The 19062-nt window shown below is 65.5% G+C and carries 16 protein-coding genes and 2 tRNA genes; 6 read left to right on the top strand and 12 right to left on the bottom strand.

Annotated features, from left to right (window positions below; all coding sequences use genetic code 11):
* Positions 1 to 66: 66 nt before the first annotated feature.
* From ROR02_RS09020 to nifH, 7 genes are all read right to left on the bottom strand, one after another.
* Entirely contained in the window at positions 67 to 483 is a 417-nt protein-coding gene (locus ROR02_RS09020) for a HEPN domain-containing protein (protein ID WP_147163693.1), read from the bottom strand.
* Entirely contained in the window at positions 480 to 776 is a 297-nt protein-coding gene (locus tag ROR02_RS17410; RefSeq protein ID WP_218032787.1) for a Fe-only nitrogenase accessory AnfO family protein, read from the bottom strand. Before ROR02_RS17410 ends, ROR02_RS09020 begins: the two co-directional genes overlap by 4 nt.
* Positions 698 to 1240 (bottom strand): Fe-only nitrogenase accessory AnfO family protein, encoded by a 543-nt coding sequence (locus tag ROR02_RS16955; RefSeq protein ID WP_147163691.1) that lies wholly within the window; start codon positions 1238 to 1240, stop codon positions 698 to 700. The genes ROR02_RS17410 and ROR02_RS16955 overlap by 79 nt, the downstream gene beginning before the upstream one ends.
* A gap of 92 nt (positions 1241 to 1332) precedes the next feature.
* Entirely contained in the window at positions 1333 to 2718 is a 1386-nt protein-coding gene (anfK, locus tag ROR02_RS09005) for a Fe-only nitrogenase subunit beta (RefSeq protein WP_147163690.1), read from the bottom strand.
* Between the two features lie 16 nt (positions 2719 to 2734).
* On the bottom strand, positions 2735 to 3085 hold the full coding sequence (gene anfG / locus ROR02_RS09000) for a Fe-only nitrogenase subunit delta (RefSeq protein ID WP_147163689.1): 351 nt from the start codon (positions 3083 to 3085) through the stop codon (positions 2735 to 2737).
* Between the two features lie 17 nt (positions 3086 to 3102).
* Positions 3103 to 4668 carry a nitrogenase iron-iron protein, alpha chain gene (gene anfD, locus ROR02_RS08995; RefSeq protein ID WP_147163688.1) on the bottom strand — a complete coding sequence of 522 codons (1566 nt, stop codon included), beginning with the start codon at positions 4666 to 4668 and terminating at the stop codon, positions 3103 to 3105.
* Positions 4669 to 4805: 137 nt separating this feature from the next.
* A complete protein-coding gene (gene nifH / locus ROR02_RS08990; protein WP_147163687.1) occupies positions 4806 to 5633 on the bottom strand; it encodes a nitrogenase iron protein in 828 nt (275 codons plus the stop codon).
* A gap of 795 nt (positions 5634 to 6428) precedes the next feature.
* On the opposite strand from nifH, the gene ROR02_RS17405 reads away from it, so the two are divergent.
* Positions 6429 to 8432 (top strand): methyl-accepting chemotaxis protein, encoded by a 2004-nt coding sequence (locus ROR02_RS17405; RefSeq protein ID WP_281291017.1) that lies wholly within the window; start codon positions 6429 to 6431, stop codon positions 8430 to 8432.
* A gap of 55 nt (positions 8433 to 8487) precedes the next feature.
* On the opposite strand, the gene ROR02_RS08980 is transcribed toward ROR02_RS17405, so the two are convergent.
* Genes ROR02_RS08980 through phnX form a run of 3 tightly spaced genes read right to left on the bottom strand, consistent with a single transcriptional unit; the run spans position 8488 to position 11935 of the window.
* Positions 8488 to 9729, bottom strand: a complete 1242-nt coding sequence (locus ROR02_RS08980; protein WP_147163686.1) for an NAD(P)/FAD-dependent oxidoreductase — start codon at positions 9727 to 9729, stop codon at positions 8488 to 8490.
* On the bottom strand, positions 9726 to 11111 hold the full coding sequence (gene pbfA, locus ROR02_RS08975) for a (R)-1-hydroxy-2-aminoethylphosphonate ammonia-lyase (RefSeq protein WP_246135476.1): 1386 nt from the start codon (positions 11109 to 11111) through the stop codon (positions 9726 to 9728). Before pbfA ends, ROR02_RS08980 begins: the two co-directional genes overlap by 4 nt.
* Positions 11108 to 11935, bottom strand: coding sequence for a phosphonoacetaldehyde hydrolase (phnX, locus tag ROR02_RS08970; RefSeq protein WP_147163685.1), 828 nt, complete (start codon positions 11933 to 11935; stop codon positions 11108 to 11110). Before phnX ends, pbfA begins: the two co-directional genes overlap by 4 nt.
* A gap of 150 nt (positions 11936 to 12085) precedes the next feature.
* Between phnX and ROR02_RS08965 the strand changes: the two genes are divergently transcribed.
* The 5 genes from ROR02_RS08965 (at position 12086) to ROR02_RS08945 (ending at position 16055) form a co-directional block, all read left to right on the top strand.
* Entirely contained in the window at positions 12086 to 12958 is an 873-nt protein-coding gene (locus ROR02_RS08965) for a LysR substrate-binding domain-containing protein (RefSeq protein ID WP_147163684.1), read from the top strand.
* A 176-nt stretch (positions 12959 to 13134) separates the two neighbouring features.
* Positions 13135 to 13211: transfer RNA gene (locus ROR02_RS08960), tRNA-Pro, on the top strand.
* Positions 13212 to 13280: 69 nt separating this feature from the next.
* Positions 13281 to 13577, top strand: a complete 297-nt coding sequence (locus ROR02_RS08955; RefSeq protein ID WP_147163683.1) for an ETC complex I subunit — start codon at positions 13281 to 13283, stop codon at positions 13575 to 13577.
* A gap of 69 nt (positions 13578 to 13646) precedes the next feature.
* Positions 13647 to 13723: transfer RNA gene (locus tag ROR02_RS08950), tRNA-Arg, on the top strand.
* Between the two features lie 379 nt (positions 13724 to 14102).
* The gene (locus ROR02_RS08945; protein ID WP_170245047.1) at positions 14103 to 16055 is read left to right on the top strand and encodes a methyl-accepting chemotaxis protein; all 1953 of its coding nucleotides are present in this window, start codon (positions 14103 to 14105) and stop codon (positions 16053 to 16055) included.
* 25 nt (positions 16056 to 16080) lie between these two features.
* Here the strand turns inward: ROR02_RS08945 and ROR02_RS08940 are convergent, their stop codons facing one another.
* Both ROR02_RS08940 and ROR02_RS08935 read right to left on the bottom strand, forming a co-directional pair.
* The gene (locus ROR02_RS08940; RefSeq protein WP_147163681.1) at positions 16081 to 18525 is read right to left on the bottom strand and encodes a DNA translocase FtsK; all 2445 of its coding nucleotides are present in this window, start codon (positions 18523 to 18525) and stop codon (positions 16081 to 16083) included.
* Positions 18525 to 18968, bottom strand: coding sequence for a PAS domain-containing protein (locus ROR02_RS08935; protein WP_147163680.1), 444 nt, complete (start codon positions 18966 to 18968; stop codon positions 18525 to 18527). Before ROR02_RS08935 ends, ROR02_RS08940 begins: the two co-directional genes overlap by 1 nt.
* Positions 18969 to 19062 lie beyond the last annotated feature (94 nt).

Below are 19062 nucleotides of genomic sequence, written 5' to 3'. Positions count from 1 at the left end.
TCATCAGTTCCGACCGTTGGTATCATGCCGGCGTTCCCGGGTTCAACAGGGCAGGCGAAAAGAAGGTCAGCCAGGGACCGGATCGGGGCACGGAACCAGGTCGTGCAGCGCCCGGCACAGGCGCAGGACCGTTTGCGCGTCTTCTTCCTCGGGCGTCCCGTGGTGGTAGTGTTCAAGCGAACACAGGCCGAAGATCCGGTCAAGGGCGCGGATCTCGTCGGCCAGGGAGTCGGGCAGGGTGGTGACTTCCTCCACCGTTTCCAGAAGGTCGGTGTAGGTGTGGTTCAAGGGCATGCGGCCGTGGGCGGCGCACAGGGCCACCAGATAGTGCTCGATGGCGACCGACCCCACGTTGAAGATCAGGCTGGGCCGCTGGTTATCCTGGGCGAACTGCTCGGCGCGGAGGTGGTAGCCCCGGGCTCCGTCGTAAATCTGCTGGCGGCTTTTGCGCGCTCCCGGGGTTTCGTTGACAACCAGGGTCATGGCCGGGCTCCCTCGCCCACCGTCGAAGCCTCGCCGGCGGCCGGCGGCATGGGCACCACGTGGGCATGCACGCCCTCGGCATCCGAGGTGACCTCGGCCGACAGGGCCAGGCGGCGCAGCGTGGCATCAAACCAGCGCGGCAGGTGGTCGCAGTGGATCTCCAACGCGCGGAAATCGCGCGCTTCCAGCACGGGCAGCAGCACCACGCGGGCATTCAGGCCCGGATCGCTGGCCAGGGCGGCGCCCAGGTCCAGGCGATAGCACCCCTCCCCCAGCGCCTCGGGCGCCGGCACCGGGCCACAGGATCCACCAGCCCCCCGGACGACCGGCCCGAGCACGACGGACCCGACACGCACGACGACGACGAAGCGCACGACGCGGCCGGCGCGGCCGGTGCGACCGGTGCGGCCGGCTGGGCGGCGGCCAGGGTGGCCTCGTGGCGGGCGACAATGTCGAGGATTCCCGGCAGGGATCCGGGCACGGCCCACAGGCGGGCCCCCAGGGCTTCCTGGAAAAAGGCGGCGGCGATTCCAGGCGCGTGGGTGGCCAGGAAAATCCGGCAGTTTTCAAGCTGCTCGGGCAAGGGGCGCAAGGCCGCCTGAAGGCTGGCCAGCCCCGTGCCGCTGCCTTCCAGGCTCACCAGGATTTCGCGACGCAGGGCCCAGGCCCCCGGCGAGCCCTGGTACAAGCGCACGCCATGGGCCGCCAGCAACGGGGCCGGGGTGCCCAGCCGATCGACAAACACCGCGATGTGCATGGGCGGGTCTCCTTCAAGGAAAAAGGGAGGAAACGGGGGAGTCGAGGCGCGGCAGGGAGGTCCCGGCGCGCGCCCCGAAATCCGGTTCGGGCTCACCACATGTTCAAGATCCACTCGCGATTGTTCTTGTATTCCATGTCGGAGAAGATCGTGTTTGCCATCTGTTCGGCCAGCCAGGTCGCGCCCGCGTAGCCCACCACCGGATAGCGGTACAGGCCGGCGCGGTCGTAGGTGGGGAAGCCCACCCGCAGCATGGGCACCTTGTAATCCATGGACACGAAACGGCCCTTGGAATGGCCCATGATGAGATCGAGTTCCAGGCCGTCCTTCAAGCGCTGCTCCAGCTCGAACAGGTCGGCGTTGTAAACGATCTCCATGTCGTGGCTGACGTTTTCCTGAAGCGCCTTGATGCGCGGATCCTCGGCGTAGCCCGCGTTTTCATCGCCCAGCAGCAGCAAGACGGGCTTCATTTCCAGATCCAGGCAGTATTCGGCCAGACCCAGCACCAGGTCGGGGTTGCCGTAGATGGCAACGCGCTTGTCGGCCAGGAACATGTGGGTCAGGTCGGTAATGGCATCGATGGCAATGCCGCGCTCGCGCACCAGGGAGTCCGGGATCGGGTGGCCGGTCATCGCCTTGACGTTTTGCAAGAAGGTGTCGGTGTTGCGAATGCCGATCGGGGTGGGCCCGATCACCGCCGGCACGTCCCAGCGCTTTTGCAGCCACTTGGCGGCCGCGCCGCCTTCGTAGCGGTTGAGCGCGATGGTTCCTTGGGCGTTCGCGGTGTCCTCCAGGTCGGCAATGGTGGTGCTGCCGTGGGAAACGGCGCTGCCGTCGGGCATCAGGGGGGAATCGAAGCTCTCGATCTCGAACAAGACGTTGGCCTCGACCTCCATGGCGGCCAGCAAGTGCTTCAATTCCTTGACATCGCCCGGATTGACCCACCCTGTGATCAGGTTGATCTTGAGGCTGGGCTTCCCCTTTTTCGAGAAGTGCTTGACGAAATCGCGCACCGCCACGTCGTAACCCGATACCATCGACCCCACGAACGACGGGGTATGGATGGGGATCAGGTGAACCTCGCGATCCGGATATTTGACGTCCAGCAGTTCCTCTTGCAGCTTGGTGATCACGCCGTCCACGTCGTCGCCGATCACCTCGGTCGAACAGGTGGTGATGATCGGCACCACCTTGACGTGGGGATAGCGCATCAACAACACGTCAACCGCCTGCTCGACCCGGTCGAGCGCGCCGAACACGGCGCCATCCTCGTGCACCGACGACGAGGCGATTTCGAAACTTTCCTTCAGGTGCTGCGAGATCAGCAAACGCACGAACATCACGCAGCCCTGGCCGCCGTGAACGATGCCGATGCAATCCTTGATGCCAATGCTGGCGTACTGGGCGCCGGCCGGCTGGCAGGTAAAGATCGGGTTGATCGTCCCGACGCGGTCCTTGATTTTGAATTCACACGTCATCAGGGGCGACTCCCGCTTAATAGTTCTTGTCGGTCAGTTCGGCGTTCAGCGAACCGGTGATGGTCAGATGGTCCAGGCGTGCGTGCAGCGCGGCCATCAGTTCCCGGATTTCGTCCTTGCTCAGGGTGTTGATCCAGGGGTAGCGGGTGCGGTAGGCGTCGGCCAGGACCACCGCGTCAACCCAGTAGCAGCGCTCCTTGGGGTCCTCGATGTCCACGGGTTCATCGCACAACAAGGCGGTGGTCATGCCAAGAATGCCCTTGTTCTGCCGCTCGCGATCCCAGTTACGGGAATGGAACTGCCACAGGCACTTCTTCATGATGTAGTCGATCAGCTGTTCGACCCGGTCCTTGGTCATGTCGGTCATTCGGGGCTCTCCGGTGGTTATTCGGCGGCCGACTGACGGCGCGGAAACTCGGGATAGTCGGTCTTCTCACGCAAGGGCGTGATGATGTCGGCCTTGCCCGTGTAGGGGCGCAGCACGTCGGAGGCGCGCACCGCCTCGTCCAGACCGGCGTCGGAAATCATTTCGGGCGTCATGAAGCCGTGGCTGGTCGGGATCGGGTCCTTGCTGATATCCAGGCTGGCCAGCTGGTGGATCGGCGAGTAAATGGCGTTGTAGATATCGCGCGCGAAGCGCACCCAACCCTCGTAGCCCTTGTAGGGACCGTTGTGATAGGCGTGGGCGTTCAGGTAGGGCACCCCCACCTTCTTGGCGACCTCGCCCGGGCGCTTGCCGGTGAAGATCACGTCGGGCTTCAGGCGCTCCAGGGCTTCCAGGCCTTCCAGCTCGTTGGGATCGTCGATGGCCAGCGCGCCTTCGCTGCACCGCGCGATGCCCTTTTCCATGTCCCCCTGGTGACCGAACTTGGTGTAGACCGAGACGACCCGGACCCCCATTTCCTCTTCGATCACGTTGGCCCAGTGCCACAGCTTGGAACCACCCGGCCACAGGCACACCTTCTTGCCCTTCAGGCGCTCCTTGTACCAGTCAAGGGCCGGCTTCCACTTGCGGGTTTCCTCGTCGATGATCGCCTGGGCCCGGTCCTCGATCCCGAAGAACAGCCCGATCTTGCGCAGCGAGGCCGACAGGGGCTCGAACCCGAAGCCGTCGATGTCGAGGCGGGGAATGCCGTAGCGCACCCGCAGCTCGTTGCAGATGTATTCGGCCGAACGCGCGCATTCCAAAACGTTCAGGTGGGCGCGGTGCATGGCGCGCAGGTCGTCGTATTTTCCGTTGCCGGTGAAGGTGGACAGAACCTGGATGCCCATGCGCTTGAAGAAATCAAGCATGACCTCCTGGTCGCCCTGAATGTTGTATTCGCCCACGTAATTGATCACGTAATCGCTGGTGATTTCCGGCTCGACCGTGCCGACCTTGTTGTTCACCCAGGCGATGTTGATCTTGTGGTGGCCGCCCGACTGGCTGGGACCGGCGAAACCAGGCGAGTTGCACACGAAGATATCGACGTCGGGCATCTCCTCCATGACCTCGCCGGCGATGGCGTCGATATCGTCGCCGATCAAAGCAGTGGCGCAGGTCTGGTAGATGGTCATGCGCTTGATGTCGGGGTGGGCCTTGAAGGCCTCGATGATGTTCTGCTTCAGCAGCTTTTCCGCGCCAAACACGATGTGCTTTTCGCGCACGTCGGTGGCGAAGGTGTAGCGCAGTTGGAAATTGCCGTTGTCGCTGATGTAGCGCTTGGTCTGCCAGGTGTCATAGGTGCAGCCGATCGGCCCGTGGCTGATGTGGATCACGTCCTTCATCGGCGTGCCGATCACGTGCTTGGCGCCGCAATAGGCGCAGCCGCGTTCGGAGATCGAGCCGGGAATCGTGTTCAGGTACCCGAGCGGGAGGCAGGAGGTCAGATCCTCCCCCGGGGCCTTGACGACCGCGTGCTGCTTGCGTTCGGGAATGCAGGTACTGCATTCGAACTCATGATAAGGCATGGCCGCTTTTCCTTTCTGCCTGCCGGATGGGGGGGAAAGAGGTTCGTTCCCTTGTCCTTGCGCCCGCTTTTCCCGTGGGGGTGGGATCCGCCTTCAACGAGGCGAAGCACGAGCGCAAGAAGACAAAAGGCTTCGGGTTAGTCGGCGATCCCGTACTTGACGACCATCTTTTCCAGGGCGTCCATGGTCAGCGGCTTGGGAATGACGAAATCCGTGTTGTCGATGATGGCCTGGGCCAGGGTCTTGTATTCCTGGGCCTGGTTGGCTTCCGGATCGTATTCGGTCACGGTCTTCTTGTTGAATTCCGCCTTCTGCACGATGTTGTCACGCGGCACGAAGTGGATCATCTTGGTGCCGATGGCCTCGGTGAACTCCTGCAGGAACTCGTATTCGCCATCGACCTTGCGGCTGTTGCAGATCACGCCGCCCAGGCGCACGCCGCTTTGCTTCGCGTACTTGACCAGACCCTTGCAGATGTTGTTGGCGGCATAGATGGCCATCATCTCGCCCGAGGCCACCACGTAGACTTCCTGCGCCTTGCCGTCGCGGATCGGCATGGCGAACCCGCCGCACACCACGTCACCCAGCACGTCGAAGAAAATGAAATCCAGGTCGTCGGTATAGGCTTCGTTGGCTTCCATCAGATCGATGGCGGTAATGACACCGCGCCCGGCGCAGCCCACCCCGGGCTCGGGACCGCCCGATTCCACGCAACGGATGTCGCGAAAGCCGGTCTTGACCACCTTGTCGAGAGTCACCTTCTCGGCGCCGACCTGGCGCAAGGTGTCCATGACTGTTTCCTGGGGAAGGCCGCCCAGAATCAGACGCGTGGAGTCCGCCTTGGGATCGCAGCCATGAATAAAGACATGTTTACCATGATAATAGGCCAGGGCAGCGGCGGTATTCTGGGTCGTCGTGGACTTTCCGATACCACCCTTGCCGTAAATGGCGACCTTGCGCGTCATGACCAGGGGCTCCTTTGCGATAATATTTGACGACATCTCTTTGTCGTCTTCACGCCCCCTTTATCGCAAGCGCCGTGCCAGTCGCCCGGCCCCCACCTCCCGGAGGCTGGAAAACAACCATCCCTTTGTTTTTAAACGGTTTTTATTTTTGTCTCCCCAACCGCTTCCTGGAATTAATGGAGGTGTTTGCCCGCCTTTGGTAAACCCTCGCGGTTAATTCACCATAAGCGCAAAAAACCGCCCTCCCCCGGTTCGGGAAGGGGTCGGAGTACGCAAAAGGGGGGAGAAATTTAGAAGGCCCCCGCCCGGACGAACCGGAAACGGGGGCCTTGGAAACCAACAGATGTTCCTTGGGCTGGGCTAGGACCCTTGGGCCGGAGGTTTTCCCCGGTACTCCCCGTCCGGGCCATGCGAGCGGCCGGGGTGTTGGCTGAAGGGGCGGAGGGCACCGGGAGGGAAGCGGCGTTCTCTTGTCCCCATGTGAGTAATGGTGCTTCATGGTTCGCCGGAAGTCAACGCCTTAATGTGGTCATAATAGTGAATAATTTGCCATTATTGCCCTTCCCTTCAAGCGGCGCGGTCCCGACGACTCCCCCGGTCGTTGAGAGATATGAAAAAAGCGTGACCTGACCTTGGTAAAATCGAGCAGGAGTCTTGAAGGAATTATGGTAAATGTTCCTTTCCCTTATCCCGGGGCCTGAGACATCATCCGGGGAAGCGCGCCGGGCCGTGGGCTTAAGGCGCCCGCCACACTCGTCGCCCCCTCGCCGGGGGATGGATATACAAGGAACCATGATGAGCATGCCGTCCATGGGGGCGTCGGCGGACCTGCCCCTTCCCTCTTCGTCCCAGGCAAACCCCGTTGTTGTTCACGAAACCGACGCCCGGCTAAGCGGCCTCACGCGCGAGGATTTTTCCCCCGGGGGCCGGCCTGCCGCGCTCGCGTTGCTGTATGTCTCGCCCCATGTTGATTTTCGCGCCGTCACCGATGCCGCCGCCCGGCTGGCGGCGCCCACGCCGGTGGTGGCGGTCTCGACCGCTGGCGAGCTGTGCGGGGGAAGCGGGGGGACGTGCCTTTATAAGCCGGCCGAGGCGCCCTGGTCGTCGGTGGTGGTCCAGATCCTGCCCGCCGACCTCATCGGTGCCCTTAGCCTGCATGCTGTTCCCCTCCCCAACGAGGACATCCGCAAGGGTGCCCCTGCCCTGGCTCCGGACGAACGCGTCACGCGGCTGACCCGCGCGCTGGAAAGCGTGCGCCTGCCGTTCACGGTGGATGCCCGCGACACGGTGGCGCTGACGTTCGTTGACGGCTTGTCGGCGTGCGAGAATTATCTGATGGAAGCGGTCTACCGCAGTGGCCGCTTTCCGTGCCTGTTCATCGGCGGATCGGCCGGAGGCACCCTCGACTTCAAGCGCACCACCTTGTTCGACGGGCGCAGCGTTTTGGAAAACCACGCGGTTCTGGTTTTCCTGAAACTTGCGCCCCAGCGCGGCTATGGCGTGTTCAAAAGTCAGAATTTCGAGAAAACCGGCATGTCGTTCGTGGTCATCGACGCCGACCCCGACCAGCGGCGGGTGACCTCGGTCCTCGACCCCAAGACCCATCGGGTGCGCCCGTTCCCCGAGGTGCTGGCCGAGACCCTGGGCGTGCCGGTGTCGGGCATCCCGGCGCGCTTGCAAGGCCACACCTTTGGCGTCGAGATCGAGGGCGCGCTGTTCGTGCGCTCGGTGGCGGGGCTGGACGAGGGCGCGGGCACGGTGTCATTTTTTTGCGACATCAACCCGGGCGATACCTTGCTTTTGCTGCGCGCCACGGATTTCGTGCAGCAGACCCGGCGCGACGTGACCGCCTTCCTGGCCGACAAGCCGCCGGCGCTTGGCGCCATCTTGAACGACTGCATCTTGCGCCGCCTCAACAACGCCGGCCAACTTGGCGGACTGGATCAGGTTTGGCCGATGCCAGTGGCCGGTTTCTCGACCTTTGGCGAGCTGTTTGGCATCAACGTCAACCAGACGCTGAGCGCGCTGGTCTTCTTCGACACGACCCACGCCCCGCTGCATGATCGTTTTGTCGAGGAATTTCCGGTCCATTACGCCCGTTTCGTGTCGTACTTCCAGGCGGCGCGCAGCGGGCTTAACCGGATGAAGGTGCTCAACGACCTGCGCGCCCAGATCACCGATCGCCTGATCGCCCATTTCGACGCCGGCACCGATCTGAGCCAACGCACGAGCGAGGTTCTCGCGCAAACCGCTTCCATCCGGGCCTTGATGGGCGACATCCAGGAAACCCTGAGCGCGGGCGCGCGCACGGCCGTTGATCTTTCCGACACCACCGCCCTGACCCGTGAGTTCGGGGGGCTCTCCCAAACCATGAATACCCTGCGCGAGGTGCTTAAGATCATCGATACCATCGCCGGCCAGACAAACCTTCTCGCCTTGAACGCCACCATCGAGGCGGCAAGGGCCGGCGAGGCTGGACGGGGCTTTTCGGTGGTCGCGACCGAGGTCAAGAAGCTGGCCCAGGATACCAAGGCCAGCCTGGGGCGCACCCATGCCTCGATCGCCGGCCTGGAACAGGCCCTGAAGGCCCTGGGCTCCCTGATCACCAGCACCAGCCAGCGCTTCGGCGAAACCCAGCAGAGCTACCAGTCCTTGCTTGCGCATGTGGAAACCATGACCACCGACACCCGCGCCGTCGAAAGCAGTCTGGCGGCGTTGGGGACCCTGGCCGAAACCCACCGCCAGACCCTGGCCGCCGTGGCCGACGACGTGGCCGTGTTGCGCCGCCTGGAAGAGTAAGACACAGCACCAACGCCCGGGCTGCCTGGGGAGGATGCCCCCCTCCCCGCCGCCCTCAGCCGGTGCGCTTGCCGGCCCGGACCCGGGCGCAGGTTTCCCACAAGGCGGGATCGAAGGGATCGACGCGGCCAAAGCGGGTGGGAGACAGGGGAGCCGGATCCCACGAAAGCGGAGTGCCGGCGATCAGCGCGGCCACGCTTTGGCCAATCCCCCCCGACGCGGCGATCCCCGCCCCGCAGCAGCCGGTGGCCACCACCAGCCCCGGCACGCTGGCAACCGGCCCCACCAGGAAGCGCCCGTCGGCGGTATAGGCCGAGGGGCCGGTGATGGCGTGGGCCAGGGCCGCGCGCGGCAGGCCGGGCCAGTAGGGCAGCAGGCGCGGCGCGGCTTCCAGCAGGTCGTCCCAGGCGTCGGGATCGCCCCCGAAGCTGAACCCGGACAGATCGGAGGGCAGCGCGCGCGGATCGGCGACCCGCGACACCGCCTCGCGCACCCCGAACAAAAGCCCTCCCAGCTCGGGCCGGGCATAGGCCCCGGCGTCGGGCATCACCACCAGGGGGTGATGGCCCCCCAGCGCGGGATCGGGCGCGGTGATCCAATACAAGCTGCGCACGGGGGCCTGCGCCAGCCCCAGGCCAGCAGCAGCCGCCAGCGGCGACGACCACGCCCCGGCACTCAGCACCACGGTGCGGCAGTCGATCCCGCCCCGGCTGGTTTCCAGGCCCGTGACGGCCCCCGAGCGGCTGCGGCGCACGGCGAGCACTTCCGTGTCGGGGATGATCCGCGCGCCGCCCCGGCGGGCGGCGGCGCCGTAGGCCTGGGCCAGGGCGTAGGGATCCAGATAGGCATCGCCTTGCGAAAGCGCGATCAGGTCCGCCGGGCCGGGATCCAGCCAGGGGACGAGGGCGCGCACGGTGGCCTCGTCCAGGGCACGCACCGGGTCCCCTTCCCGCGCCCCGGCCTGCAAACGAGCCGTGAGCGCGGCCACGGTCGCGGGATCGGCGCTCAGGTGGACGGCCCCGACCCGGTGGACATCAAGGGCCGGCGCGTCGGGATCGGCCATCAGGCGATCCAGGGCGGCATAGGTGGCGCGGACCAGGGCCCGTTCCAGGGCATGCGGACGGGCGCGGGTGAGCAAGGCGGCGGCGCGGGCGGTCGCGCCACTGGCCGGGGTCTGGCGTTCGATCACCACCACGTCGCGGATCCCGGCCCAGATCAGATGACAGGCCACCGACAGCCCCAGCACCCCGCCCCCGATCACCGCCACCCGGGCCGAGGCCGGCAGGGTCGGGCTCATGAATTCCCGCCGGCGGCCTGGGCCAGGCTCACGTCGAGGATATCCAGGGCCCGGTCCAGGTCGGCCTGATCGATGGTCAGCGGCGGCATCAAGGTGAGCACATTGCCCAGGGAAACCTTGAACGACAGCCCCCGGGCCAGGGCATGATACAAAACCCGCTCGGCCGCCGCCGGATCGGGGGCCCGGGTTTCACGGTCGGCGACCACCTCGACCCCCAGCAGAAGCCCCAGGCCGCGCACGTCGCCGATCAGGGCATGGCGGGCCTTCATCTCATCAAGACGGGCCAGGGCGTGGGCGCCCAGCGCGCGGGCGCGGGCCGGCAGATCCTCGTCGAGCAGGATTTCCAAGGTGGTGAGGGCGGCGCGCGCCAGCAGCGGGTTCTTCTCGTGGGTATAGTGGCCAATGGACACGGCGCGGACCGCCCCGGCCAGGGCCCCCCTGGCGACCACGGCCGCCACCGGCAGCACGCCGCCCCCCAGCCCCTTGCCCAGAACCGTGATATCGGGAACCACGTTCCAGGCATCGGAGGCGAACAGGTGGCCGGTGCGGCCCAGGCCGGTGGGAATTTCATCGAAGATCAGCAAGGCGCCGTGCGCGGTGCAGGCTTCGCGGACCAGGGGCCAGAAGCCGGGTGGCGGCAGCGTGGGCACGGCCCGCGCCGGCTCGGCGATCACCGCCGCCACGTCGCCCTCGCGCTCCAGGACGTAGCGGATCATGGCCGCGCAGGCGAGACCGCAGGATGCATTGTCGGCATGCCCGTAGGGACAGCGGTAGCAGGCAAAGGGGGCGACGTGGGCCGTGCCCGGCAACAACGGCCCCAGGCCATGGGAGCGAAAATGCGCCTCGCCCCCCACCGAGGCGGCCCCGAACCCGGCCCCATGGAAGGCATCCCAGAAGGAAAGGGTCTTGAAACGGCCGGTGGCGAGGCGGGCCAGCTTCAAGGCCACCTCGATGGCATCGGATCCCCCGGTGGTCAGCAAGATCCGGGCGTCTTCCTGCGGTGCCACCGCGCGCAGGCGCTCGCCCAGCAGGACGGCGACCTCGTTGGTGTAACGGCGCGGACTGAAGGACAGCGCCGTCATCTGATCGCGCAGTGCCGCCAGCAGGCGGGGATGGCCATACCCCAGGGTGTGGGCGGCGTTGCCGTGAAAATCAAGCAGGCGGCGCCCGTCGGCATCGGTCAGCCAGGCCCCCTCGGCGGCCCTGATCGCCGACAGGCAGGGCGTGGACAGGGCTTGAGGCAGGAACACGGCCGCGTCGCGCGCGACCAGGGCCGTGGCCTGGGGCCCTCGATACCGGCCGGCCCAGGCCTCGCGCGCGGGGGAAAGATTGCCGTCGCCCTCCCCCAGGAAATCCGGCGCGGGCGGGTTCAGGCTGTTCACGGCTTTTCCCCCGCCGCCAGCCGGGCCTCGATCAGGGCGATCGCGGTGGGCAGGTCGGCCACGGAGCGAATGACCTGGTGGGCCCCGGCGCCGATCAGGGCCCGGGCGGCTCGGGCCCGGCGCTGGTCGCGTTCGGCCTCGGGCAAGGCGGCCAGCTCGGCGGCGGTCAGGCCGATTTCGTTGCCGGTGTCCGTGACCCCGATGGCCCAGGCTCCGGCGTTGCGCCCTTCTTGCATGTCCACCGGGGTATCGCCCACCTTGACCACCGCCGCCGGCGGGTAGGCGTCCAGCTCGATCATCAGACGGAACATCATCATCGGCCCCGGCCGCCCGGTGGCCATGTCGCCCGCGCACACCATGGCGTCGGGGGCGAAGCCCTGGGCGGCCGCCTTGGCCACGCAGGCGTCCATGATCGCGCGGGTGTAGCCGGTGGTCGAGCCGATCCGGATTCCCCGGCCTCGCAGATCCGCCACGACTTCGGGCGCGCCCGGGATGACGTCGGCATAGTCCGCGACCACGGCAATCTGCATGGGCAGGAAGCGGGCGTACACGGCCCGGGCCTCCTCCTCCCCGAAGGGGGTGCCGTGGACGGCCCGCCAGCGTTCTTGAACCGCGCCGCCAATGGCCCGGATGTGATCGAGCTTGGGCAGCCCCATGGGGGCGCGGGCCTCGGCCTCGGTGATTGGCACGCCCGCCTCGGCAAAGGCGGCCTGGAAAATCGCGGCCGGCGCCCGACACCCGTGATCGATGACCGTGCCCGCCCAGTCGAAAACCACCAGACGCACCCGCGCCTCAACCAAAGGCTGGGCTGTGGGGATGACCATGGGCTTTGTTCTCCCGACGCAAGGCCGCCCCGGGCGCGTCCATGGAGCGTTTCCCCGCCCCACGCCCGGGCGGCCGGTTGTGATTGCGTTCCAGGCAAGCAGGGTGCCTACTGTAAATCAAATCGGGCTTTTTCGGATTTTCATAGATCCATGCCTATCAATCTTGCCCAATTGCGGGCCTTTCACATGGTCGCGACCCAAGGATCCTTCACCAAGGCGGCGAAGGCGCTCAACGTGACCCAGCCGACCGTTTCCGGACAGGTGGGGGCCCTGGAGGAAGGCGCGGGCGTGCGCCTGTTCGAGCGCCAGGGGCGTGGCGTGCGCCTGACCGCCCTGGGCAGCCAGCTTCTGGGCGTGACCACCCGCCTGTTTGCCTTGCACGACGAGGCCGAGGAACTCCTGAGCGCGAGCATGAACCTGGAAGCCGGGCGGCTGGCGGTGGGGGCCGACAGCCCGTTCACGGTCATGCCGCTTCTTTCACGGTTGAGCCGGCGTCATCCGGGTGTCACCTTCGACCTGACCCTTGGCAACTCGGCCGAGGTGCTGCGCAATCTGTACGACTATCGCACCGACGTGGGCGTGCTGGCCGACATCCGGGTGGACCCGCGCCTGATCGCGCACCCTCTTCTCAGCCCCCGGGTCATGGCCTTCGTGCCCCGCACCCACCCCTGGGCCCGCGAGCGGGAGGTCATGCTGGCGGCGTTCCAGGATCAGCCGATGGTGTGGCGCACCGGCGGCTCGGTCACCCGGCAGGTGTTCGAGCGCGCCCTGGCCGAACGCGCCATCACGCCGGCGGTGGTGATGGAAATCAACACGCGCGAGGCCACGCGCGAGGCGGTGGCGGCCGGATTCGGCATTGGCGTGATCGCCGAAAACGAGTTTGGCATGGATCCCCGCCTTGTCTTGCTGCCCATAAACGATGCCGACCTGCGCATGACGATCTACGCCGTGTGCCTGCGCGAGCGGCGCCGCCTGCGCACCGTAAGGGCGTTCATGGACATCGCCCAGGAATACGCGGCCTGAAGCAGCGTGCGAAAAATCCGATCCCGGCACGGCTCCAAAGCGGTTCCGACTTTCCGGGGCTCGTTCTCAAGGATCACGTTCCCGGCTGGCGGGATTCCAGGATGGTTGCCTTTTTCTCGGGAACCCCATATTTTTCGGGCCGCGAGACCGCGTACCGGTCCCGCGAAGGCCGCATGCGGGGCGTAGCTCAGCCAGGTAGAGCGCCAGCTTTGGGAGCTGGATGCCGGAGGTTCGAATCCTCTCGCCCCGACCATGCCGCCAGGAGCCATCCGTGGCCGCCCGGAACACGGGCGGGCCCTGGAACTAGCAGGAAAGGGAAGCCATGACTCGCGTGCGCATTTACCAGCCGGCGAAGACGGCGATGCAGTCGGGCAAGGGCCGCACCCATCACTGGGTGGTCGAGTTCGAGCCGACCGAGCGCCCCTTGAATGACGCCCTCATGGGCTGGGTGGGCTCGGGCGACATGAACCGGCAACTGCGCCTGACCTTTCCGACCAAGGCCGAGGCCCTGGCCTACGCCAAGCGCAAGGGACTGGAAGCCACGGTGCGCGATCCCGCGCCCCGCGTGATCCACCCCAAGGCCTACGCGGATAATTTCGCTTTCCGGAAGGTTTCGTGACGGTTTGATTTCGCTGGACGCGGGGCCCGAAAAAGGGAAAATCTCCCTCCTCGCGTCGTTGCAAACGGGGCGCCCTTAGCTCAGTTGGATAGAGCAACGGCCTTCTAAGCCGTGGGTCGGGGGTTCGAATCCCTCAGGGCGCGCCACTCTTTTCAAGACGCTGTGGGGCCCCCTTTGTGGGGCCTTCTGCTTTTTTGAAGCCAGCCGACGCAGCGGCATCGCTTGCGGCGACAAGGGCTGATTGCCGGCCGCATCCCTCGGCGAAGCCGGGGCGCCGGGTCACACCCGATGACATGGGTGTTCTCCTTCCTCATGGCGTTTCATGAAACATGATCCGCCAAGGGGGGGATGCAAGGGGGGCAACCCCCGCGGCTTGCCAAGCCACCCGCCACTTTTTTGTTTTTTCACGATAAGGCAAACGCCAAAACGGAATTTTTGGGCATGCCCGGCCTTTCCGCCTTGTCGAGATACATACTAAACAATACCTTTCTTATCTCTACAGACCATCATCACTGGGGATGGGTCATGCGCGTTTTTTCGGTCCGAGGGAGAATCGTAACCCTTGCCGCCTTGGGTATCGCCGGTCTGGTCGCCATGGGAATTCTTGTGTTCTGGAGCGTTTCGACTCTCACCAGAACCGATGCCCAGACACGCACGGTCGCGGCCTTGCGCCTGGAGGGGAATGACCTGGAGATCGGCAACCTGACTCTTCGACGCGCCGAGCAGGATTTCCTGCTGCACAAGGATCTGGCCAACGCCGATCGGGTTCGCGAAGGCCTGAACGAGACCCAGAACAGGGCCGAGGCCCTGGCCCGCGATCCCCGCGCGGCCTTTCTCGCCGGCCCGGTGGAACGCATCCTCCAGGGCATGAAAGCCTATCGCGAGGAATTCGAGATCATGGTTGCCGCCCAGCAGCGCGCCGGCCTGACCGAAAGCGATGGGTTGCAAGGCGCCCTGCGCCAGGCCGTCCATGCCATGGAACGCGAGGTTACCGCCGAGAACGACGACGCCTTGATGGTGCCGCTGCTCATGATGCGCCGCTACGAAAAGGACTACCTTTTGCGCGGATACCCGTCCTTGCTTGAAAAGGTCAGGGAACAAGGCCGCGTGTTCATGGACCGCCTGAACCATTCAACGCTGAATGGCCAGCGCCAGGCCGAACTTTCCCGGCAGATTGAAACCTATCTCGGCGCTCTCGCCGCCATGATCGAGGCCGACCAGAACGTGCGCGCGAGCCTTGTCCGGCTTGGGGCCATCTACGCCGATTTCTCCCCGGCCTTCCAGGCCTTGCGGACCAAGGCCATCGAAGCCGACAGCGCGGTCCAGGCCCGGGGAAAGGAAACCGAAACCCAGGTCATCGTTTTGTCGCTGGCGCTGGTTGGTGCCTCTGTTCCCTTGTTCTTGCTTGTTTCGTTGCTGATCGCCCGCTCGGTCGTGCGGCCGGTTCGAGCCATTACCCAGGTCATGGACACCTTGTCCCATGGCCAGAAGGAAGTGAGCGTTCCCTACACCAACGGCCACGACGAAATCGCGGTCATGGCCCGGTCCATCCAGGTCTTCAAGGAAAACCTTCTCCAGTCCGAGCGACTGGAAAAAGAGGTTCGCGCCGGACAGGAACGCGAGCTTTATCGCAGCCGCGAGCGCGACCGGTTGATCCAGGAGTTCGCCGCCTTGATGGATCAGACCATGAGTCGGGTGAAAGCCTCGGTCGAGGGGGTTCAGACCAACGCCCACGCCGTGCGCCAGGCCGCCGATACCGCCAGCCGTGACAGCAGCACCGTGAGCACCGCCGCCGAGGAGGCCGCGAACGCCATCGATACCATGGCCCAGGCCGCCGAGGAACTGGGCACGGCAACGATCGAAATCAGCCAGCGCATCCAGGAAAGCACCCGCTACACCGCCGTGGCGGTGAACGAAGCCTTGAATGCCGACAAAACCATCGAGCAGCTGGCCGCCTCGGCCCGAACGATCGAGGAAATCCTGACCTTGATTGAAACCATCGCGGGCCAGACAAACCTGCTGGCCCTGAACGCCACCATCGAGGCGGCAAGGGCGGGGGAAATGGGCAAGGGGTTCGCCGTGGTCGCGGGCGAGGTCAAGGCCCTGTCCGTGCAGACCGCCAAGGCCACCCAGGACATCGCCTCGCAGATTCGCGAGATCCAGACCTCCACCCGCCACAGCGTCGAGGCGATTCGGGCCGTCAGTGGCGCCATCCGCCAGGTGGATGGTGTCGTGTCCTCCATCGCCGCCGCCGTCGAGGAACAAAGCGCCGCCACCCAGGCCATCGTGCAGACCGTCCAGCAGGCCGCCGCGGAGAACCGCGCGGTCACCCAAACCATGGGCGACGTTTCCGCCGCCGCCCGCTCCACCGGGGAACTGGCTACCAGCATGTTCCACGTCGCCCGCGACCTGGGCGACGCCGAGGCCAATCTGGGCCGGGACGTGGGGAGCTTCCTGGGCAACGTCCAGGCGGTTTGACCCCCGCCCGGACGCGCTCCCGTGCCTACCCGTTGTTGTCCCGGCTGGCGAAGAACTGCCGGGCCGACATCAGGATCTCGCGCTTGCCCACATGGTTGGGGGGACTGATCACGCCTTCGTTTTCCATGCGCTCGACCAGGCGCGCCGCGCGGTTGTAGCCAATTTGCAGGTGTCGTTGCACGAAGCTGACCGACACCTTGTCCTCGCGCAAGATCACCGCCAGCGCCTGGCTGTAGAGATCGCCGTCTTCTCCTTCGTCCGAGTATCCCTCGTCCAGCGACGGCCCGCCGTTCGTCCCGGGACCCCCCGCCGAGGGAGCGGGGTAGTCGTCGTCGTCGTCCTCGGTGACCGAGTACACGTAATCGGGGGTCCCTTGCCGGCGCAGGCTGGCCACCACGCCTTCGACCTCCTGATCCGAGACAAAGGCGCCGTGAACGCGGCTGATGCGTCCGCCCGCGCGCATGAACAGCATGTCGCCCTGGCCCAGCAGCTGCTCGGCCCCCGACTCGCCCAGGATGGTGCGGCTGTCGATCTTGCTCGTGACCTGGAAGCTGATGCGGGTGGGGAAGTTGGCCTTGATGGTGCCGGTGATCACGTCCACGCTGGGGCGCTGGGTCGCCATGATCAGGTGAATGCCCGCCGCGCGCGCCATCTGCGCCAGGCGCTGGATCAGGGTTTCGATCTCCTTGCCCGCCACCAGCATCAGATCCGCCATCTCGTCCACCACGACGACGATGCACGGCAGCGGATCCAGATGAACGATGCGGTCCTCGAAAATCGGTTCGCGCCGCTCCTTGTCGAAGCCAACCTGGATCCGGCTGGTCACCTGCTCGCCCCGGGAATTGAGATCGATCACCCGGGCGTTGTAGCCATCCAGATTGCGCACCCCCAGCAGGGCCATGGCGCGATAGCGGTTTTCCATTTCGCGCACCACCCACTTCAGGGCCGAAACCGCCTTGTGGGGGTCGGTCACCACCGGGGTGAGCAAGTGCGGGATATCGTCGTAAACCGACAGCTCCAGCATCTTGGGATCGATCATGATCAGCCGGCACTGGTCAGGCTGAAGGTGATAGAGCAGCGACAAAATCATCGCGTTGATGCCCACCGACTTGCCCGAACCGGTGGTTCCGGCGATCAGAAGGTGAGGCATGCGGGCCAGATCGACCACCACCGGATCGCCGCCGATGTCCTTGCCCAGGGCCATGGGCAGGCGCGCGCGCGACTGCTTCCAGGCCTCGGAATCCAGGATTTCGCGCAAGTACACCGTTTCGCGGGTGTCGTTGGGCAGCTCTATGCCGATCACGCTGCGCCCGGGGACCAGGGCGATACGACACGTGACCGCGCTCATCGAGCGCGCGATATCGTCGGCCAGATTGATGATGGTCGAGGACTTGGTGCCCGGCACCGGCTCCAGTTCGAACAAGGTCACGCACGGGCCCGGCCGCACTTCCATGATCTCGCCCCGGACCCGGAAGTTGCGCAGCACCGTTTCCAGCTTGGCCGCCCGTTCGGCCAGTTCGTTTTCGTCGCTTTCCTCGCGTGGATCGGAATCCTCGGGCAGGCTGAGCAACGCGGTGGAAGGCAGGCGCGGCGTGTAGGTGGCCGGTTCCTGTTCGTCGTCGTCCGACTCCAGGGAAACGGCCGCCGCCGGCGCCGGATCGACCGGGATCCGGTGGGGAGGCATGCCGGAGATCAGAAGTGACTGCCGGTGTGGGGGGTCCTCGTCGCGAATGCCCGGGTGGGAAACAAGCGCCGCGTTCTCCTGGTCTTCCTCGTCTTGCGGATCCGGAGAGTCCACCAGATCGTCGCCTTCGTCCTCGTAGGCCGACAGATCGTCTTCCTCGCCGGGGCCGGCCAGGGCGCCGGCGTCTTCCTCGTCCCGGGGATCGAAGGAGAGGTCCTCGTCCTCCCCGTCCTCCCCTGAGTCGAAGGAGGCGGACGGATCGAGATCCGCGAGATCCTGGTCCCCGGAGTCGCCGGTGTCCCGGGGGTCGTCGGTCAGGGAGTCATCCAGGGCCGGGGCCGTGGTCTGGCCATGCACCGGCCCGCCGCCGATCTTGGCCGCCAGCGGTGGCGCGCCCACCCGCAGCGGCTGCGGCAGATCATCGAATTCGTGGGTATCGATCCAGTGTTCGACCGGATCGGCCTCGTCGTCTTCCGTCTCGTCCTCGCGCTCGACCGCCCGTTCGGCTTCAGCCCACTCGATTCCGGCGACGAACGCATAGGCAATGGCGGTGGCGATATCCTCGTCGCCGGTGCCCGTGCCCCAGATCACCGCCGCTTGCGGTCGTCCACGATCAGCCTCGATGAACCATTCGGGGGGGCCGTCCGACGGCCATTCCGAAAGGCGCAGGGCAAAGGGGCGGTCATTCAAGGCGCACCAGAGATTGAATTCCTCGGCGCCCGTGCCGCGTTCAGGGGACGACGCGCTCGCGCCGGCCATGGCGTTTTGTCCCGGTCGGGTGGTCATCACGAAACCCTGTAAGCAGCGACCATCATTTTTTCCACGTCTCCGTCATGGGACAGAAACGGCAAGACCAGGCGTTCCCAGGTCTGTTCCTCGCCATCGAAAACGCCCGTGTAAACCCGGGCCACCGGCATTTGTTCCACCCGCACCTGCTCGTATTCCCTTTTGAGAATATCGCGTTGTTCCTTGGGCAGGGAATCGATGGACTGTCCGACCCGGTCGCCATCGAAAATTTCGGCGTACTCGTTACTATAGTAGCCGTAAACGTAGCGGCCGTCGCGATCCACCTTGATGACCACCATGTGAGACAGCCACGGACGCAGATCCGCCGGATCCACATCGACGGCCATGGGCACCTCTCCGTTGTCGCACAGCTCCACCCATTTCTGGTAGAGCCGTTTCAAGTCCGGATGCCGCAACATCGGGGCCAGATTGTTCACGCTCATGACGTCCCCCGACCAAAGGTGCTAATGGCGTTGAATCTCATGTGGTTATCCCGAAATGTGAAGGCGAATGCAAGGACCCGGGGCGCATGATACA

The organism is Pararhodospirillum oryzae (genome assembly GCF_007992075.1).
GTDB classification, from domain to species: domain Bacteria; phylum Pseudomonadota; class Alphaproteobacteria; order Rhodospirillales; family Rhodospirillaceae; genus Pararhodospirillum; species Pararhodospirillum oryzae.
The sequence above is the reverse complement of the archived record's forward strand: the minus strand, read 5'-3'. Positions and strand labels throughout refer to the sequence as shown.

Excerpts from the sequence above, each read along its gene's own strand:
- ROR02_RS09020 (WP_147163693.1), bottom strand. The coding sequence starts at position 483 with ATGACCCTGGTTGTCAACGAAACCCCGGGAGCGCGCAAAAGCCGCCAG.
- ROR02_RS16955 (WP_147163691.1), bottom strand. The coding sequence starts at position 1,240 with ATGCACATCGCGGTGTTTGTCGATCGGCTGGGCACCCCGGCCCCGTTG.
- anfK (WP_147163690.1), bottom strand. The coding sequence starts at position 2,718 with ATGACGTGTGAATTCAAAATCAAGGACCGCGTCGGGACGATCAACCCG.
- anfG (WP_147163689.1), bottom strand. The coding sequence starts at position 3,085 with ATGACCGACATGACCAAGGACCGGGTCGAACAGCTGATCGACTACATC.
- anfD (WP_147163688.1), bottom strand. The coding sequence starts at position 4,668 with ATGCCTTATCATGAGTTCGAATGCAGTACCTGCATTCCCGAACGCAAG.
- nifH (WP_147163687.1), bottom strand. The coding sequence starts at position 5,633 with ATGACGCGCAAGGTCGCCATTTACGGCAAGGGTGGTATCGGAAAGTCC.
- ROR02_RS17405 (WP_281291017.1), top strand. The coding sequence starts at position 6,429 with ATGAGCATGCCGTCCATGGGGGCGTCGGCGGACCTGCCCCTTCCCTCT.
- ROR02_RS08980 (WP_147163686.1), bottom strand. The coding sequence starts at position 9,729 with ATGAGCCCGACCCTGCCGGCCTCGGCCCGGGTGGCGGTGATCGGGGGC.
- phnX (WP_147163685.1), bottom strand. The coding sequence starts at position 11,935 with ATGGTCATCCCCACAGCCCAGCCTTTGGTTGAGGCGCGGGTGCGTCTG.
- ROR02_RS08965 (WP_147163684.1), top strand. The coding sequence starts at position 12,086 with ATGCCTATCAATCTTGCCCAATTGCGGGCCTTTCACATGGTCGCGACC.
- ROR02_RS08955 (WP_147163683.1), top strand. The coding sequence starts at position 13,281 with ATGACTCGCGTGCGCATTTACCAGCCGGCGAAGACGGCGATGCAGTCG.
- ROR02_RS08945 (WP_170245047.1), top strand. The coding sequence starts at position 14,103 with ATGCGCGTTTTTTCGGTCCGAGGGAGAATCGTAACCCTTGCCGCCTTG.
- ROR02_RS08940 (WP_147163681.1), bottom strand. The coding sequence starts at position 18,525 with ATGACCACCCGACCGGGACAAAACGCCATGGCCGGCGCGAGCGCGTCG.
- ROR02_RS08935 (WP_147163680.1), bottom strand. The coding sequence starts at position 18,968 with ATGAGCGTGAACAATCTGGCCCCGATGTTGCGGCATCCGGACTTGAAA.